General features: G+C 57.1%; 15 protein-coding genes. All 15 read left to right on the top strand.

The features are described 5' to 3' along the window. The first annotated feature begins 13 nt into the window (after window positions 1-13). The 15 genes from serC (at window position 14) to ACKUG4_RS19345 (ending at window position 15,290) form a co-directional block, all read left to right on the top strand. Complete coding sequence (gene serC / locus ACKUG4_RS19415; protein WP_445434630.1) at window positions 14-1,099, top strand: 3-phosphoserine/phosphohydroxythreonine transaminase; 1,086 nt, start codon at window positions 14-16, stop codon at window positions 1,097-1,099. Beyond that, window positions 1,099-2,193 carry a prephenate dehydratase gene (gene pheA / locus ACKUG4_RS19410; protein WP_007950913.1) on the top strand — a complete coding sequence of 365 codons (1,095 nt, stop codon included), beginning with the start codon at window positions 1,099-1,101 and terminating at the stop codon, window positions 2,191-2,193. Before serC ends, pheA begins: the two co-directional genes overlap by 1 nt. Before the next feature lie 12 nt (window positions 2,194-2,205). Continuing rightward, window positions 2,206-3,318, top strand: a complete 1,113-nt coding sequence (gene hisC / locus ACKUG4_RS19405) for a histidinol-phosphate transaminase (RefSeq protein WP_007950914.1) — start codon at window positions 2,206-2,208, stop codon at window positions 3,316-3,318. A gap of 28 nt (window positions 3,319-3,346) precedes the next feature. Beyond that, complete coding sequence (locus tag ACKUG4_RS19400; RefSeq protein WP_445434648.1) at window positions 3,347-5,554, top strand: bifunctional prephenate dehydrogenase/3-phosphoshikimate 1-carboxyvinyltransferase; 2,208 nt, start codon at window positions 3,347-3,349, stop codon at window positions 5,552-5,554. Further along, the gene (gene cmk, locus ACKUG4_RS19395) at window positions 5,551-6,240 is read left to right on the top strand and encodes a (d)CMP kinase (protein WP_064598429.1); all 690 of its coding nucleotides are present in this window, start codon (window positions 5,551-5,553) and stop codon (window positions 6,238-6,240) included. Before ACKUG4_RS19400 ends, cmk begins: the two co-directional genes overlap by 4 nt. A 119-nt stretch (window positions 6,241-6,359) precedes the next feature. Beyond that, window positions 6,360-8,045, top strand: coding sequence for a 30S ribosomal protein S1 (gene rpsA, locus ACKUG4_RS19390; protein WP_064598426.1), 1,686 nt, complete (start codon window positions 6,360-6,362; stop codon window positions 8,043-8,045). 203 nt (window positions 8,046-8,248) lie between these two features. Further along, on the top strand, window positions 8,249-8,527 hold the full coding sequence (locus ACKUG4_RS19385) for a hypothetical protein (protein ID WP_064598424.1): 279 nt from the start codon (window positions 8,249-8,251) through the stop codon (window positions 8,525-8,527). Window positions 8,528-8,678: 151 nt separating this feature from the next. Next, complete coding sequence (gene ihfB, locus ACKUG4_RS19380) at window positions 8,679-8,975, top strand: integration host factor subunit beta (protein ID WP_003189779.1); 297 nt, start codon at window positions 8,679-8,681, stop codon at window positions 8,973-8,975. A 27-nt stretch (window positions 8,976-9,002) separates the two neighbouring features. Continuing rightward, window positions 9,003-9,242: a LapA family protein gene (locus ACKUG4_RS19375; RefSeq protein WP_064598422.1), complete on the top strand. Its 240-nt coding sequence runs from the start codon at window positions 9,003-9,005 to the stop codon at window positions 9,240-9,242. Window positions 9,243-9,472: 230 nt separating this feature from the next. Continuing rightward, on the top strand, window positions 9,473-10,549 hold the full coding sequence (rfbB, locus tag ACKUG4_RS19370; protein ID WP_064598420.1) for a dTDP-glucose 4,6-dehydratase: 1,077 nt from the start codon (window positions 9,473-9,475) through the stop codon (window positions 10,547-10,549). Beyond that, complete coding sequence (gene rfbD, locus ACKUG4_RS19365) at window positions 10,546-11,439, top strand: dTDP-4-dehydrorhamnose reductase (RefSeq protein ID WP_064598418.1); 894 nt, start codon at window positions 10,546-10,548, stop codon at window positions 11,437-11,439. The genes rfbB and rfbD overlap by 4 nt, the downstream gene beginning before the upstream one ends. Beyond that, entirely contained in the window at window positions 11,436-12,326 is an 891-nt protein-coding gene (rfbA, locus tag ACKUG4_RS19360; protein ID WP_064598416.1) for a glucose-1-phosphate thymidylyltransferase RfbA, read from the top strand. The genes rfbD and rfbA overlap by 4 nt, the downstream gene beginning before the upstream one ends. Window positions 12,327-12,382: 56 nt before the next feature. After that, on the top strand, window positions 12,383-13,306 hold the full coding sequence (locus ACKUG4_RS19355; RefSeq protein ID WP_445434629.1) for a glycosyltransferase: 924 nt from the start codon (window positions 12,383-12,385) through the stop codon (window positions 13,304-13,306). Next, window positions 13,303-14,265, top strand: a complete 963-nt coding sequence (locus tag ACKUG4_RS19350) for a UDP-glucose 4-epimerase family protein (RefSeq protein ID WP_064598413.1) — start codon at window positions 13,303-13,305, stop codon at window positions 14,263-14,265. Before ACKUG4_RS19355 ends, ACKUG4_RS19350 begins: the two co-directional genes overlap by 4 nt. Continuing rightward, a complete protein-coding gene (locus ACKUG4_RS19345; protein WP_445434628.1) occupies window positions 14,262-15,290 on the top strand; it encodes an MraY family glycosyltransferase in 1,029 nt (342 codons plus the stop codon). Before ACKUG4_RS19350 ends, ACKUG4_RS19345 begins: the two co-directional genes overlap by 4 nt. The last annotated feature ends 90 nt before the right edge of the window (window positions 15,291-15,380 follow it).

The following is a 15,380-nucleotide window of genomic DNA, read 5'->3' as shown; positions in this document are numbered from 1 at the left end:
AGCGAGAGTGGATGTGAGCAAACGAGCCTATAACTTCTGCGCAGGTCCCGCTGCGCTGCCTGAAGCTGTCCTGTTGCGTGCCCAGTCCGAGATGCTCGACTGGCACGGCAAGGGTCTGTCGGTCATGGAAATGAGCCATCGCAGTGATGACTACGTAGCCATCGCCGAGAAGGCCGAACAAGACCTGCGCGACCTGCTGTCCATCCCCTCCAATTACAAAGTGCTGTTCCTGCAGGGCGGTGCGAGCCAACAGTTCGCCGAGATTCCGCTGAACCTGCTGCCCGAGAACGGTACTGCCGACTATGTCGAAACCGGCATCTGGTCGAAGAAAGCCATCGAGGAAGCGCGTCGCTTCGGCAATATCAACGTTGCCGCCAGCGCCAAGCCTTATGACTACCTGGCCATCCCTGGCCAGAACGAGTGGAAGCTGACCCCGGGTGCGGCCTATCTGCACTACGCATCCAACGAAACCATCGGCGGCCTGCAGTTTGACTGGGTTCCCGAGGCCGGTGACGTTCCGCTGGTGGTCGACATGTCCTCCGATATCCTCTCGCGTCCGATCGATGTGTCGCAGTACGGCCTGATCTACGCCGGCGCCCAGAAGAACATCGGCCCGAGCGGTCTGGTCGTAGTGATCGTTCGTGAAGACCTGCTGGGCCGCGCTCGCAGTTCGTGCCCGACCATGCTCGACTACAAGGTCTCGGCCGACAACGGTTCGATGTACAACACACCGGCCACCTATTCCTGGTACCTCTCGGGTCTCGTCTTCGAATGGCTCAAGGAGCAGGGCGGCGTCGCCGCGATGGAGCAGCGCAACAAGGCGAAGAAAGATCGCCTGTACGGCTTCATCGACAACAGCGACTTCTATACCAACCCGATCAGCGTCAACGCCCGTTCGTGGATGAACGTGCCGTTCCGCCTGGCTGACGAGCGTCTGGACAAGGCGTTCCTGGCCGGCGCCGACGCCCGCGGCCTGCTCAACCTCAAGGGCCATCGTTCGGTCGGCGGCATGCGAGCCTCGATCTACAACGCCCTGGGCCTGGACGCCGTCGAAGCGCTGGTCGGCTACATGGCCGAATTCGAGAAGGAGCATTCCTGATGTCCGAGCAGGAGCTCAAGGCGCTGCGCGTTCGCATCGATAACCTGGATGAGAAGATCCTCCAGCTGATCAGCGATCGCGCGCGCTGCGCCGAAGAAGTTGCCCGGGTCAAGATGGCCAGTTTGGCCGAAGGCGAGCAGCCCGTGTTCTATCGTCCCGAGCGTGAGGCGCAGGTCCTTAAGCGCGTGATGGAGCGCAATAAGGGACCACTGGGCAACGAAGAGATGGCGCGCTTGTTCCGCGAAATCATGTCTTCGTGCCTGGCCCTCGAGAATCCGCTGAAAGTGGCTTATCTCGGTCCGGAAGGCACCTTCACCCAGGCGGCGGCCATGAAACACTTTGGGCACGCAGTGATCAGCAAGCCGATGGCGGCGATCGACGAAGTGTTCCGTGAAGTGGCGGCCGGTGCGGTGAATTTTGGCGTGGTGCCGGTGGAGAACTCCACCGAAGGCGCGGTCAACCACACCCTCGACAGCTTCCTCGAGCACGACATGGTGATCTGCGGCGAAGTCGAGCTGCGGATTCACCACCACCTGCTGGTCGGTGAAAACACCAAGACCGACAGCATCAGCCGCATCTATTCCCATGCCCAGTCGTTGGCGCAGTGCCGCAAGTGGCTGGACGCCCATTACCCGAATGTCGAGCGCGTGGCGGTGTCCAGCAACGCCGAAGCGGCCAAGCGGGTCAAGGGTGAGTGGAACTCGGCAGCGATCGCCGGTGACATGGCGGCCGGGCTGTACGGCCTGACCCGTCTGGCCGAGAAGATCGAAGATCGCCCGGACAACTCCACGCGCTTCCTGATGATCGGTAACCAGGAAGTGCCGCCGACCGGCGACGACAAGACTTCGATCATCGTATCCATGAGCAACAAGCCCGGCGCGCTCCATGAGCTGCTGGTGCCGTTCCATGACAACGGGATCGACCTGACCCGGATCGAAACCCGTCCGTCGCGCAGTGGTAAATGGACCTACGTGTTCTTCATCGACTTCGTCGGCCATCACCGTGATCCGCTGATCAAGGGTGTACTGGAAAAGATCAGTCAGGAAGCAGTAGCACTCAAGGTGCTAGGTTCCTACCCGAAAGCAGTTCTTTAAGGGGTGGTAGCAATGAGTGGCAACTTCCTCGCTCTGGCACAGCCGGGCGTGCAACAACTTTCGCCATACGTACCGGGCAAACCCGTGGACGAGCTGGCTCGCGAACTGGACCTGGATCCGGCGAGCATTGTCAAACTGGCGAGCAACGAAAATCCGTTGGGCGCGAGTCCGAAAGCCCTGGCCGCAATCCGCGAAGCGCTGGACGAGCTGACCCGTTATCCGGACGGCAACGGTTTTGCCTTGAAATCCCTGCTGGCCGAGCAGTGCCGTGTCGAGCTGAACCAGGTGACCTTGGGCAATGGCTCCAACGACATTCTCGAGCTGGTGGCGCGCGCCTATCTGGCGCCGGGCCTGAATGCGGTGTTCAGCGAGCACGCGTTCGCGGTCTACCCGATTGCGACCCAGGCGGTCGGCGCTCAGGCCAAGGTCGTTCCTGCCAAGGATTGGGGGCATGACCTGCCGGCGATGTTGGCCGCGATCGACGCCAACACTCGCGTGGTGTTCATCGCCAACCCGAACAACCCGACCGGTACCTGGTTCGGCGCCGAAGCGTTGGACGAGTTCCTGCAGGATGTGCCGGAGCATGTGCTGGTGGTGCTGGACGAGGCCTACATCGAATATGCCGAAGGCAGCGATCTGCCGGATGGTCTGGATTTCCTCGCCGCTTACCCGAATCTGCTGGTCTCGCGCACGTTCTCCAAGGCCTACGGTCTGGCGGCGCTGCGCGTCGGTTACGGCTTGTCCACCCCGGTGGTGGCGGACGTGCTGAACCGGGTACGTCAGCCATTCAACGTCAACAGCCTGGCCTTGGCGGCGGCGTGTGCGGCGCTGAAGGACGAGGAATATCTGGCGCAGAGCCGGCAGCTCAACGAGTCCGGCATGCAACAGCTTGAAGCAGGTTTTCGTGAGCTGGGTCTGAGCTGGATTCCATCCAAGGGCAACTTTATCTGCGTCGACCTCGGTCAGGTGGCGGCTCCTGTATTTCAGGGCCTGCTGCGCGAAGGCGTGATCGTGCGTCCGGTGGCCAACTACGGCATGCCGAACCATCTGCGGGTGACCATCGGTCTGCCGGCGGAAAACAGCCGCTTCCTCGAAGCGCTGCGCAAGGTTCTGGCTCGTGGGTGATGTCACTGCGCTGCAATCTGCTGCGCCTATGATCGGGCGCCTGGTGGTGGTCGGTCTGGGGTTGATCGGTGGTTCGTTTGCCAAAGGCTTGCGTGAAAGTGGCGTGTGCCGCGAAGTTGTCGGGGTCGACCTCGACCCGCAATCGCGCAAGCTGGCGGTCGAGTTGGGTGTGGTGGATCGCTGCGAAGACGACCTGGTGGCGGCTTGCCAGGGCGCGGACGTGATCCAGTTGGCGGTGCCGATCCTGGCCATGGAAAAAGTGCTGGCCCGTCTGGCCGGCATGGACCTGGGGCAGGCGATTCTCACGGATGTCGGCAGCGCCAAGGGCAATGTGGTGCGTGCGGCGACCGAGGCGTTCGGCGGCATGCCGGCGCGTTTCGTGCCGGGGCATCCGATTGCCGGCTCCGAGCAGAGCGGGGTGGAAGCCTCCAACTCAGAGCTGTTCCGCCGTCATAAAGTGATTCTGACCCCGCTGGAGCAGACCGATCCGGCTGCCCTGGCGATGGTTGATCGTTTGTGGCGCGAGCTGGGCGCCGACGTCGAGCACATGCAGGTCGAGCGTCACGATGAAGTGCTGGCCGCAACCAGTCATCTGCCGCACCTGCTGGCCTTCGGTCTGGTCGATTCGCTGGCCAAGCGCAATGAAAACCTTGAGATCTTCCGTTACGCTGCGGGCGGTTTCCGTGATTTCACAAGAATCGCCGGAAGCGACCCGGTCATGTGGCATGACATCTTTCTCGCCAACCGCGAGGCTGTTCTGCGCACACTCGATACATTTCGCAGCGACCTCGACGCCTTGCGCGACGCGGTCGATGCAGGGGATGGGCACCAATTGTTGGGCGTCTTCACGCGCGCCCGGGTTGCCCGCGAGCATTTCAGTAAAATCCTGGCCCGCAGGGCCTATGTGGACGCTATGAATTCCAACGATCTGATTTTCCTGGCTCAACCTGGTGGCCGCCTGTCCGGTCGGATTCGCGTACCAGGTGACAAATCGATTTCCCACCGTTCGATCATGCTCGGTTCCCTGGCTGAAGGCGTCACCGAAGTCGAAGGCTTCCTCGAGGGCGAAGACGCCCTGGCGACCTTGCAGGCGTTCCGCGACATGGGCGTGGTCATCGAAGGCCCGCATCACGGCCGCGTGACCATCCACGGTGTCGGCCTGCATGGCCTGAAGCCTGCGCCGGGCCCGATCTATCTGGGCAACTCCGGCACTTCGATGCGCCTGCTGTCCGGCCTGCTGGCTGCGCAGGATTTCGACAGCACCCTGACCGGTGACGCTTCGTTGTCCAAGCGCCCGATGAATCGCGTCGCCAACCCGCTGCGGGAAATGGGCGCCGTGATCGAAACCGCTGCCGAGGGTCGTCCACCGATGACCATTCGTGGCGGTCACAAGCTTAAAGGCCTGACCTACACCATGCCGATGGCCAGTGCTCAGGTTAAATCCTGCCTGCTGCTGGCGGGTCTGTACGCCGAAGGCAAGACCACCGTGACCGAGCCGGCACCGACCCGTGATCACACCGAGCGTATGCTGCGCGGCTTTGGCTATCCGGTGAGCGTCAACGGTGCCACGGCATCGGTTGAGTCTGGTGGCAAGCTGACCGCGACCCACATCGAAGTGCCTGGCGACATCTCGTCGTCGGCGTTCTTCCTGGTGGCCGCATCGATCGCTGAAGGCTCGGAGCTGGTGCTCGAGCACGTCGGCATCAACCCGACCCGCACCGGCGTGATCGACATCCTGCGTCTGATGGGCGCCGACATCACTCTGGAAAACCAGCGTGAAGTGGGTGGCGAGCCGGTTGCCGACCTGCGTGTGCGAGCAGCTAAACTCAAGGGTATCGAGATTCCAGAAGCGCTGGTTCCACTGGCCATCGACGAATTTCCGGTGCTGTTCGTGGCGGCGGCCTGTGCCGAAGGGCGCACCGTGCTGACCGGCGCCGAGGAGCTGCGGGTCAAGGAATCGGACCGTATCCAGGTCATGGCGGACGGTTTGCTGGCGCTGGGCGTCAAGTGCGAACCGACCCCGGACGGCATCATCATCGACGGCGGCCAGATCGGCGGCGGCGAAGTGCATGGTCATGGCGATCACCGCATCGCGATGGCATTCAGCGTGGCCTCGCTGCGCGCCACTGCACCGATCCGCATCCATGACTGCGCCAACGTCGCGACTTCGTTCCCGAACTTCCTGGCGCTATGCGCGCAGGTCGGTATTCGTGTGGCGCAAGAGGCTCAGTCGTGAACAACATTGCACCGGTCATCACCATCGATGGGCCAAGCGGCTCGGGCAAAGGCACCGTAGCCGGGATTCTGGCCAAGCGTCTGGGCTGGAACCTGCTGGACTCCGGTGCGTTGTATCGCCTGCTGGCATTTGCTGCGCACAACCATGGTGTCGACCTGACCAATGAAGAGCTGCTGAAGAAGCTGGCGGCTCATTTGGATGTGCAGTTCATCGCTGCGACCGACGGTCAGCTGCAACGCATCATTCTGGAAGGTGACGAAGTCAGCGATGTCATCCGCACTGAAAGCGTCGGTTCCGGCGCTTCCCAGGTGGCTGCATTGCCGGCTGTGCGCGAGGCGCTGCTGCAGCGCCAGCGTGCTTTCCAGGAATTCCCGGGTCTGGTGGCTGACGGTCGCGACATGGGTACGGTGGTATTTCCGAACGCGCCATTGAAGATTTTCCTGACCGCCAGCGCCGAGGAGCGGGCGCGCCGCCGATATTTGCAGTTGAAGGGCAAGGTCGAGGGTGTTAGTCTGTCGAGTCTGCTAGATGAGATCCGTGCGCGCGACGAGCGTGATACCCAGCGAGCGGTGGCCCCGCTCAAGCCGGCGGCCGACGCCATACAGCTGGATTCCACGGAGTTGTCCATCGATCAGGTGCTTGAACGCATCATGAGCGAGATCGCCATTCGCGATATCGCCGGGTGACCAAGAAGGCCGCAGGGGACCAGTCATAGTCCTGTGGCGCTTCTTTTAAATGAAACTAACCCACATTGTCTGGGATGTGGAGATGGGCGTATTTTTCGCCCTAATCAACAGGAATTAAAATGAGCGAAAGCTTTGCGGAACTCTTTGAAGAAAGCCTAAAGACCCTGAACCTTCAGGCAGGCTCCATCATCACCGGTGTTATCGTTGATATCGATTACCAGGCTCGCTGGGTAACCGTTCACGCTGGCTTGAAGTCCGAAGCACTGATCCCTCTGGAGCAGTTCTACAACGACGCTGGCGAACTGAACATCAACGTCGGTGACGAAGTTCACGTTGCGCTGGACTCGGTTGAAGACGGTTTCGGTGAAACCAAGCTGTCCCGTGAAAAAGCCAAGCGCGCTGAATGCTGGATCGTTCTGGAAGCAGCCTTCGCAGCTGAGGAAGTGGTCAAGGGCGTTATCAACGGTAAGGTTAAAGGCGGCTTCACTGTCGACGTTAACGGCATCCGTGCGTTCCTGCCAGGTTCCCTGGTTGACGTCCGTCCAGTGCGCGACACCACGCACCTGGAAGGCAAAGAGCTGGAATTCAAGGTCATCAAGCTGGACCAGAAGCGCAACAACGTTGTCGTTTCCCGTCGCAGCGTCCTGGAAGCCGAGAACTCCGCCGAGCGTGAAGCTCTGCTGGAATCCCTGCAGGAAGGCCAGCAAGTCAAAGGTATCGTCAAAAACCTCACCGATTACGGCGCATTCGTCGATCTGGGTGGCGTGGACGGCCTGCTGCACATCACCGACATGGCCTGGAAGCGCATCAAGCATCCTTCCGAGATCGTCAACGTTGGTGACGAAATCGACGTCAAGGTTCTGAAATACGATCGCGAACGCAACCGTGTTTCCCTGGGCCTGAAACAACTGGGCGAAGATCCATGGGTTGCTATCAAAGCCCGTTACCCAGAAGGCACTCGCGTTACCGCTCGTGTAACCAACCTGACCGACTACGGCTGCTTCGCTGAGCTGGAAGAAGGCGTTGAAGGTCTGGTACACGTTTCGGAAATGGACTGGACCAACAAGAACATCCACCCTTCGAAAGTCGTACAAGTCGGCGACGAAGTGGAAGTCATGGTTCTGGACATCGACGAAGAGCGTCGTCGTATCTCCCTGGGCATCAAGCAGTGCAAGTCGAACCCATGGGAAGACTTCTCTGGCCAGTTCAACAAGGGCGACAAGATCTCCGGCACCATCAAGTCGATCACCGATTTCGGTATCTTCATTGGTCTGGACGGCGGCATCGACGGTCTGGTTCACCTGTCCGACATCTCCTGGAACGAAGTGGGCGAAGAAGCCGTACGTCGTTTCAAGAAGGGCGACGAGCTGGACACCGTTATCCTGTCGGTTGACCCGGAGCGTGAGCGTATCTCCCTGGGTATCAAGCAACTGGAAAGCGATCCGTTCTCCGAGTACGTCTCGGTTAACGACAAAGGCGCAATCGTTACTGGCACCGTGAAAGAAGTTGACGCCAAAGGCGCCATCATCGTTCTGGCCGACGATATCGAAGCGACTCTGAAAGCCTCCGAAATCAGCCGTGACCGCGTTGAAGACGCGCGCAACGTTCTGAAAGAAGGCCAGCAAGTAGAAGCCAAGATCATCAGCGTTGATCGTAAGAGCCGCGTAATTCAGCTGTCGATCAAATCGAAAGACGATGCTGAAGAGAAAGAAGCTATCCAGAGCCTGAAAGAGACTCCAGAAGCTGCTACCGGCGACACCACCATGGCGGCACTGCTGCGCCAGGCAATGGCCAAACAGAACTGAGTTCTGTCTGATCATAAAAAAGGGCGACTTCGGTCGCCCTTTTTTGTGCCTGCGATTTGGTGGGGAGCTGCTTTCCGGTCAATCAGTGAAACCATTCCCTTCGCCGGGCGGTCTGTTTCTTTAATCGGATCAATCGCCTATTCGCGTCTAGGCTTAGGCTGAAGATCGCAGTAGTCGGGCTGGCGCCTGGCATAAGGAAGTGAATGAACAAGTTTATAGTTCTGGTGGGCATGTTGGTGTTGGCGGGGTGCACTACCAGCGCCAAGACCCATGCGGTGCGCGGAGTAAGTGGCATCGAGGTTGACTGCTCCGGCTTGGGTTCAGGCTGGGAACGGTGTCAGAAACGCGCCGCCAAGGAATGCAAGGGGGCAGGTTACAAGGTGATCACGCGTTCTGATGATGCTCGGGATGAAGATGAGTTTCCCTTCGGCTTCAATCCTGCTGGCTACGTCACTCGAACCATGCTGGTGATTTGTCGGTGAGTGAGCGTTCATGGGCTTGCAATCCTATGCCCTGAAAATGGGCGTTCTGGCGAGTTGAAAGATATGTCAAGCCCTGGGCTGTTCAAAATCTTCCGGGCGTGCTAAAACCTTTCAAGCGCTGACCTAGCTGCTTGAAAAAGAAGGGAAAAATATGACGAAGTCGGAGTTGATCGAACGAATTGTCACCCATCAAGGGCTGCTTTCATCCAAAGATGTGGAGTTGGCCATCAAGACTATGCTTGAGCAAATGTCCCAGTGTCTGGCCACGGGGGATCGTATCGAGATCCGTGGTTTTGGCAGCTTTTCCTTGCACTATCGTGCGCCGCGTGTCGGTCGTAATCCAAAGACCGGTCAGTCCGTCAGCCTTGATGGAAAATTCGTTCCGCATTTCAAGCCTGGCAAGGAGTTGCGCGATCGCGTGAATGAAGAAGAGGAGGAGGGGGTTTGACGGTCACCGTTACGCAAGGAGTTGCTCATGAATAATCTCAAGCGCATTCTGCTTTCCGTTCTGATTCTATTGGTTGTGTTGGCGATCCTTGCGTTCGTTCTCGAAAATCAGCAATCGGTCTCCCTGTTGTTTCTTGGTTGGGAGGGGCCGCAACTTCCAGTGTCGGTGATTACTGTGGGTGCATTGCTCGCGGGTATGCTGATAGGGCCGGTTTTTGGCTGGTTTCTGGGACGTTCGTCCAGAGCTTCACGCAAGCGTCTGGTCTGATTGCTACATGGAAGTAAAGGCGAACTAAACTTTAGCCACAGCTTGTCTATATCCATTAGTAAAACGTTCATTAAGCTGTAAAATGCTGCGCTCGTCCGATAGTGGCATATTCCCACGTCGGTTCAGACTGACATCGTCAGAAGCCACGGCTGAAATGATGGCTTTTGCATTCATGGATTAGACAGCGCTCGGTTGGCGGCCCTGTCAGTAACTCAAGGGTATGGTTTCGCGTGAAAATTCTAGTAACCGGCGGCGCCGGGTTTATCGGCTCGGCGGTCATCCGTCATATCATTTCCAATACTACCGACGCAGTGATCAACGTCGATAAGTTGACGTATGCAGGTAACCTTGAGTCGTTGGCCGAAGTCAGCGGAAGCTCGCGTTATGCGTTTGAGCGCGTCGATATCTGCGACCGTGAGCAGATCGATCGTGTACTGCGTGAACACCAACCGGATGCGATCATGCACCTGGCCGCAGAGTCCCACGTCGATCGCTCGATCTCCGGTCCTTCCGAATTCGTTCAGACCAACATCATCGGCACTTACACTTTGCTGGAAGCTGCGCGTCATTATTGGGCTGCGCTGGATGATGCCCGCAAGGCAGCTTTTCGCTTCCACCATATTTCAACGGATGAAGTTTACGGTGACCTGGAAGGTCCGGAAGATCTCTTTAGGGAAACCACCCCGTATCAGCCAAGCTCGCCGTACTCGGCCAGCAAAGCCAGCTCCGATCACCTGGTTCGTGCCTGGGCCCGTACATACGGCCTGCCGACTCTGGTCACCAACTGCTCGAATAACTATGGACCTTGCCACTTTCCTGAGAAGTTGATCCCGTTGATCATTCTCAACGCGCTGGAAGGTAAGCCGTTGCCTGTCTATGGCAAAGGCAATCAGGTTCGTGATTGGTTGTATGTCGAAGATCACGCCCGTGCCTTGTACAAAGTCGTGACCGAAGGTGTCATCGGTGAGACTTACAACATCGGTGGTCATAACGAAAAGCAAAACATCGAAGTCGTTCACACCCTGTGTGCACTGCTTGATGAGTTGCGCCCGGACTCGGCGCACCGTCCGCACGCGGGCCTGATCACCTATGTGCAGGATCGTCCTGGTCATGATCAGCGTTACGCTATCGATGCCAGCAAAATTCAGCGCGAGCTAGGCTGGACACCGGAAGAAACCTTCGACACCGGTATCCGTAAAACCGTTGAGTGGTATCTGAACAACACTGAGTGGGTAGCGCACGTGAAGAGCGGTGCCTATCAGCAATGGATTGATCAGAATTACGCGGATCGCTCGGGCAAGGCATGAAAATTCTCCTGCTTGGGAAAAACGGCCAAGTCGGCTGGGAGCTTCAACGCTCCCTGGCGCCTCTGGGCGAGTTGATCGCCCTGGACCGTCACCCGGTGGACGGTCTGAGTGGCGACCTTTGCGATCTGGATGTGCTGCGTGCGACGATCCGTCAGGTGAAGCCGGACGTAATCGTCAACGCTGCAGCCTACACGGCAGTAGACCAGGCAGAATCGGAGACCGAGCTGGCGGATCGTGTGAACGCTCAGGCGAGTGGTGTCATGGCCAAAGAGGCAGCGTCGTTGGGCGCATGGCTGATTCACTACTCGACTGACTATGTCTTCAGTGGTGAAGGTGTGCGGCCTTGGCAGGAGACTGACGCTGTTGCACCGGTTAATTATTACGGTTCAAGCAAGCTGGCTGGCGAACAGGCGATAACGTCCTCAGGCTGCAAGTATCTGATTCTGCGGACCAGTTGGGTCTACGGCGCGCGCGGCAACAACTTCGCCAAAACCATGCTGCGCCTTGCCAAGGATCGAGAAACGCTGAGCGTGATCGCCGATCAGATCGGTGCTCCAACGGGCGCTGATCTAATTGCTGACGTGACTGCTCTGGCCATCGCCAAGATCCAGCAGCGCCCAGAGCTGGTGGGCATTTATCATCTTGCAGCCGCCGGCCAAGTGTCTTGGCACGGTTATGCCAGCCATGTCATTCAGTGGGCCAAGGCGAATGGTGAAGAGCTTGCGGTTACAGCCGTCAATCCGATCAGCACCGTTGATTATCCGACACCGGCGCGACGTCCTCTGAACTCTCGGCTGGATACTCAAAAACTGCGCGACAATTTTTCTCTACACTTGCCGGATTGGCAAAGTGGTGTTACCCGAATGCTTAGGGAAGTTCTGAACAAATGAACACGACAAATCGTAAAGGCATCATCCTCGCCGGTGGCTCGGGAACGCGCCTGCATCCGTTGACTCTCGGCGTATCGAAGCAGATGCTGCCGATCTACGACAAGCCGATGATTTTTTATCCGTTGTCGGTACTGATGCTGGCAGGTATGCGCGAGATCCTGATCATCTCCACGCCGGATGATTTGCCGTGCTTCCGCAAGCTGCTGGGTGACGGTAGCCAGTACGGTATCGAATTGACTTACGCCGAGCAGCCTAGTCCGGACGGTCTAGCTCAGGCGTTCATTATCGGTGAAGAGTTTATTGGCGAAGATCCTTGCTGCCTGATCCTGGGTGACAACATCTTCTACGGACAACATTTCTCGGACAACTTGCGCTCTGCAACCGAACAAAAGAGTGGCGCGACAGTTTTCGGCTACCACGTTTCCGATCCCGAGCGTTTCGGCGTAGTTGAGTTTGATGCTACCGGTCGAGCGCTGAGCATTGAAGAGAAGCCGCTGAAACCGAAGTCCAACTACGCGGTTACCGGCCTGTACTTTTACGATAACGACGTTGTCGGGATTGCGAAGAGCATCAAGCCCTCTGAACGTGGCGAGCTGGAAATTACCGACGTGAACCGTGCTTACCTAGAGCGTAAGTCGCTCAACGTCGAGATGCTCGGCCGCGGATTCGCTTGGCTGGATACCGGTACTCACGATTCGCTGCTTGAGGCCAGTCACTTCGTGCATACGATCGAACAGCGCCAAGGTCTGAAGGTCGCCTGTCTGGAAGAAATCGCTTATCACAACAGCTGGATCACCGCCGAGCAACTGGGGCGCCAGGCTGATGCGCTCAAGAAGACCGGTTATGGTCAGTACTTGCAGAAACTGCTGGATGCGTCTTCTCACTAAAGGTGTTTTTTGACCTTTTCGGCGGCAACGCTCGAACAGCTTTTGACAGGACAGGTATGCCAGTTAAACATCCCAAGGTTGCAGTTTTACTGGCTGCCTTCAACGGAATGCAATGGATCGAAGAACAGATAACCTCGATTCTTGAGCAGTCCGCGGTTGATGTGAAAGTGTTTATCAGCATTGATCCGTCAACGGACGGAACTGAAGCCTGGTGCGCTGAATACGCCGCTGTTCATTCGAATGTCGTGGTGTTGCCGCCTGCAGGCAGCTTCGGTGGTGCTTCGCGGAACTTTTTCAGACTGATTCGCGACGTGGACTTTGATGGATTCGATTTAATTGCATTTGCTGATCAGGATGATATCTGGAGTGGCAACAAGCTGCGGCGAGCGCATGAGAAACTCGGTGAGCTGAAGGCGGATGGTTATTCTAGTAATGTCGTCGCATTTTGGGGTTGCGGTAAGACTCATTTGATCGATAAGGCGCAGCCTCAGGTTGCTTGGGACTATCTGTTCGAAGCGGCGGGGCCTGGTTGCACTTATGTCTTCAGTCATCGACTTGCGGCCAATCTCAAGGCGGCAGTGGTTGCCCAGTGGCAACAATTGCAGGACGTCAGTCTGCATGATTGGTACTGTTATGCGTTTGCCCGAAGCAATGGTTTTCGCTGGTTCACGGATCCTGTTCCTTCAATGCAGTACCGCCAGCATGAAAGCAATCAAGTTGGCGCGAATATCGGAATCAATTCCCTAGCGGTACGCTATAAAACCATTCACGACGGATGGTGGTTTTCTCAAGTGCAACTGATTGCTGCACTAGTTGATAAGCATCAGGATCCTTTCGTTCGGTCCTGGTTCCGTTTGGGGCGCTTGCAGTTGATGAAACTCTCTTTGAGCGCCTGGAACTGTCGGCGACGTTTACGTGACAAGGTATTCTTTTTCCTGATTTGCTGGGCAACGGCGATCGTAGGGAAAAAGGTTAGATGAATTCACCGAATGTATTGGTGACGGGGGCCTCTGGTTTTGTTGGTGAGGCCGTCATCCTCAGATTGCTCCTGGATCGCAAGTTCACACCCGTCGCTGCGGTTCGCAGTGTCTCGCGGTTGGCGGGGCTTTGTCGGGTATTGCACTGTCCGCTCGGAGAGCGCTCACAGGTGCCGGACCTCAAAGGCATTCAGGTGGTGGTTCATTGTGCAGCGCGCGTCCATGTAATGAACGAAGATGCGCAGGATGCATTGACTGAGTTTCGCAAAGTCAATGTGGAAGGTACTGTGGCATTGGCCCTCAAGGCGGCTGCCGCAGGTGTTACGCGTTTCATTTTTATCAGTTCGATAAAGGTGAATGGTGAGCGTACTGTCGGTGGATCACCCTTCAAGTTTGATGATGATCCTGCTCCTCATGATCCTTATGGGCGCTCCAAACACGAAGCGGAACAGCGGTTGCGTGAAATCGGCCAGCAAACGGGGATGGAGGTGGTGATCATCCGGCCGCCGCTGGTCTATGGTCCAGGGGTGCGCGCCAATTTTTTAAGCATGATGGACTGGCTGAACAAGGGCGTGCCACTGCCTTTGGGAAGTGTCGAGAACAGCAGAAGCCTGGTTTCGCTAAGCAACCTGGTGGATTTGATTGTCGTTTGTATCGATCATCCAGCCGCACCAGATAATACTTTTCTGGTCAGTGATGGTGTGAGCGTTTCCACCACTCGGTTGCTGCAAATTATAAACAGAGCGCTTGGCCGCCCCGCATTGTTGATACCGGTTCCGGTGTGGGCGTTGAAAGCTTTGCTCACGCTGCTCGGGAAAAATCTGATCGCCCAGCGACTCTTCGATTCTCTCGAGGTTGATATTGCCAGGACGCAGTCTGTTCTCGGATGGTCGCCTCCCGTGAGTGTGGATCGCGCAATACTGCAGACGGTCAGACACTATCTGGATACTCAAATAAAATGATTTTTTGCGTGTTGTTACTTTCAGTGTTCTTCATTTCGCTACTGCTGACGTATGCCTTGCGTCGGTATGCCCTGGCCAACAGTTTGATCGATATCCCAAACGCTCGAAGCTCTCACACCCTGCCAACGCCGCGAGGCGGCGGGGTGGCAATAGTCGTGTCTTTCCTGCTGATGCTGCCCGTGTCTTACTACTTGCTGCTGATCGACTTGCCGACGATGCTCGGCTTATCGGGAGCGGGAGCCTTGGTTGCGGTGTTGGGTTTTGCGGATGACCACGGACACATTGCGGCCAAATGGCGGCTCTTGGGGCATTTTTTGGCTGCAGGCTGGGCGTTGTATTGGCTCGGTTCTGGAGCGCAGATATCGCTATTCGGTTGGCTGCTCGACTGGAAGTGGTTTACCGGCGTGTTTTTTTCGATCTATCTGGTCTGGTTGCTCAATCTGTATAACTTTATGGACGGCATTGATGGGCTGGCAAGCGTCGAGGCTATCTCTGTCTGCCTGGCAGCCTGTCTTGTGTATTGGCTGAGCGGATATCAGATTCTGGCCTGGATTCCATTGCTGCTGGTGGCTGCTGTCTCGGGTTTTCTTTGCTGGAATTTTCCTCCAGCCCGAATTTTCATGGGCGATGCCGGCAGTGGCTTCCTCGGGTTGACCATCGGTTTGTTGGCAATAATCGCTTGCGCAAAGGCCCCCGACTTACTGTGGTGCTGGCTCATACTGCTGGGGGTGTTCATCGTTGATGCTACCTGGACACTTCTACGGCGATTGCTTCGTGGCGATAAAGTCTACGAAGCGCATCGCAGTCATGCCTATCAATATGCTTCTCGACAATATGGTAGCCACAAGACTGTGGTTTTCGGTGTCTTGGCGATTAACCTGTTATGGCTGACGCCGTTCGCGATTATGGCGGCAATCGGGTTAATTCCGGGGGTCGTAGCCCTGCTGATTGCTTACCTGCCGCTGGTGTTTGCTGCCAAAAAATATAACGCCGGCGTGATGGAAGTTCAGCAAGGCCAGCAATGAGCCCGATCTGAAAGTTTATCGACTATAGCTGCAGATTTGCCGTTTGTTCGAATATCGTATCGGTTGCTGAGGGTAAGCTGTTCAGCGATC

It is taken from the genome of Candidatus Pseudomonas auctus, from assembly GCF_048654275.1.
Lineage (GTDB): Bacteria > Pseudomonadota > Gammaproteobacteria > Pseudomonadales > Pseudomonadaceae > Aquipseudomonas > Aquipseudomonas pharyngis.
Note: the sequence above shows the minus strand (reverse complement) of the source record. Positions and strands in the feature narration are given on the sequence as shown.

Excerpts from the sequence above, each read along its gene's own strand:
- pheA (WP_007950913.1), top strand. The coding sequence starts at position 1,099 with ATGTCCGAGCAGGAGCTCAAGGCGCTGCGCGTTCGCATCGATAACCTG.
- hisC (WP_007950914.1), top strand. The coding sequence starts at position 2,206 with ATGAGTGGCAACTTCCTCGCTCTGGCACAGCCGGGCGTGCAACAACTT.
- ACKUG4_RS19400 (WP_445434648.1), top strand. The coding sequence starts at position 3,347 with ATGATCGGGCGCCTGGTGGTGGTCGGTCTGGGGTTGATCGGTGGTTCG.
- rpsA (WP_064598426.1), top strand. The coding sequence starts at position 6,360 with ATGAGCGAAAGCTTTGCGGAACTCTTTGAAGAAAGCCTAAAGACCCTG.
- ACKUG4_RS19385 (WP_064598424.1), top strand. The coding sequence starts at position 8,249 with ATGAACAAGTTTATAGTTCTGGTGGGCATGTTGGTGTTGGCGGGGTGC.
- ihfB (WP_003189779.1), top strand. The coding sequence starts at position 8,679 with ATGACGAAGTCGGAGTTGATCGAACGAATTGTCACCCATCAAGGGCTG.
- ACKUG4_RS19375 (WP_064598422.1), top strand. The coding sequence starts at position 9,003 with ATGAATAATCTCAAGCGCATTCTGCTTTCCGTTCTGATTCTATTGGTT.
- rfbD (WP_064598418.1), top strand. The coding sequence starts at position 10,546 with ATGAAAATTCTCCTGCTTGGGAAAAACGGCCAAGTCGGCTGGGAGCTT.
- rfbA (WP_064598416.1), top strand. The coding sequence starts at position 11,436 with ATGAACACGACAAATCGTAAAGGCATCATCCTCGCCGGTGGCTCGGGA.
- ACKUG4_RS19355 (WP_445434629.1), top strand. The coding sequence starts at position 12,383 with ATGCCAGTTAAACATCCCAAGGTTGCAGTTTTACTGGCTGCCTTCAAC.
- ACKUG4_RS19350 (WP_064598413.1), top strand. The coding sequence starts at position 13,303 with ATGAATTCACCGAATGTATTGGTGACGGGGGCCTCTGGTTTTGTTGGT.
- ACKUG4_RS19345 (WP_445434628.1), top strand. The coding sequence starts at position 14,262 with ATGATTTTTTGCGTGTTGTTACTTTCAGTGTTCTTCATTTCGCTACTG.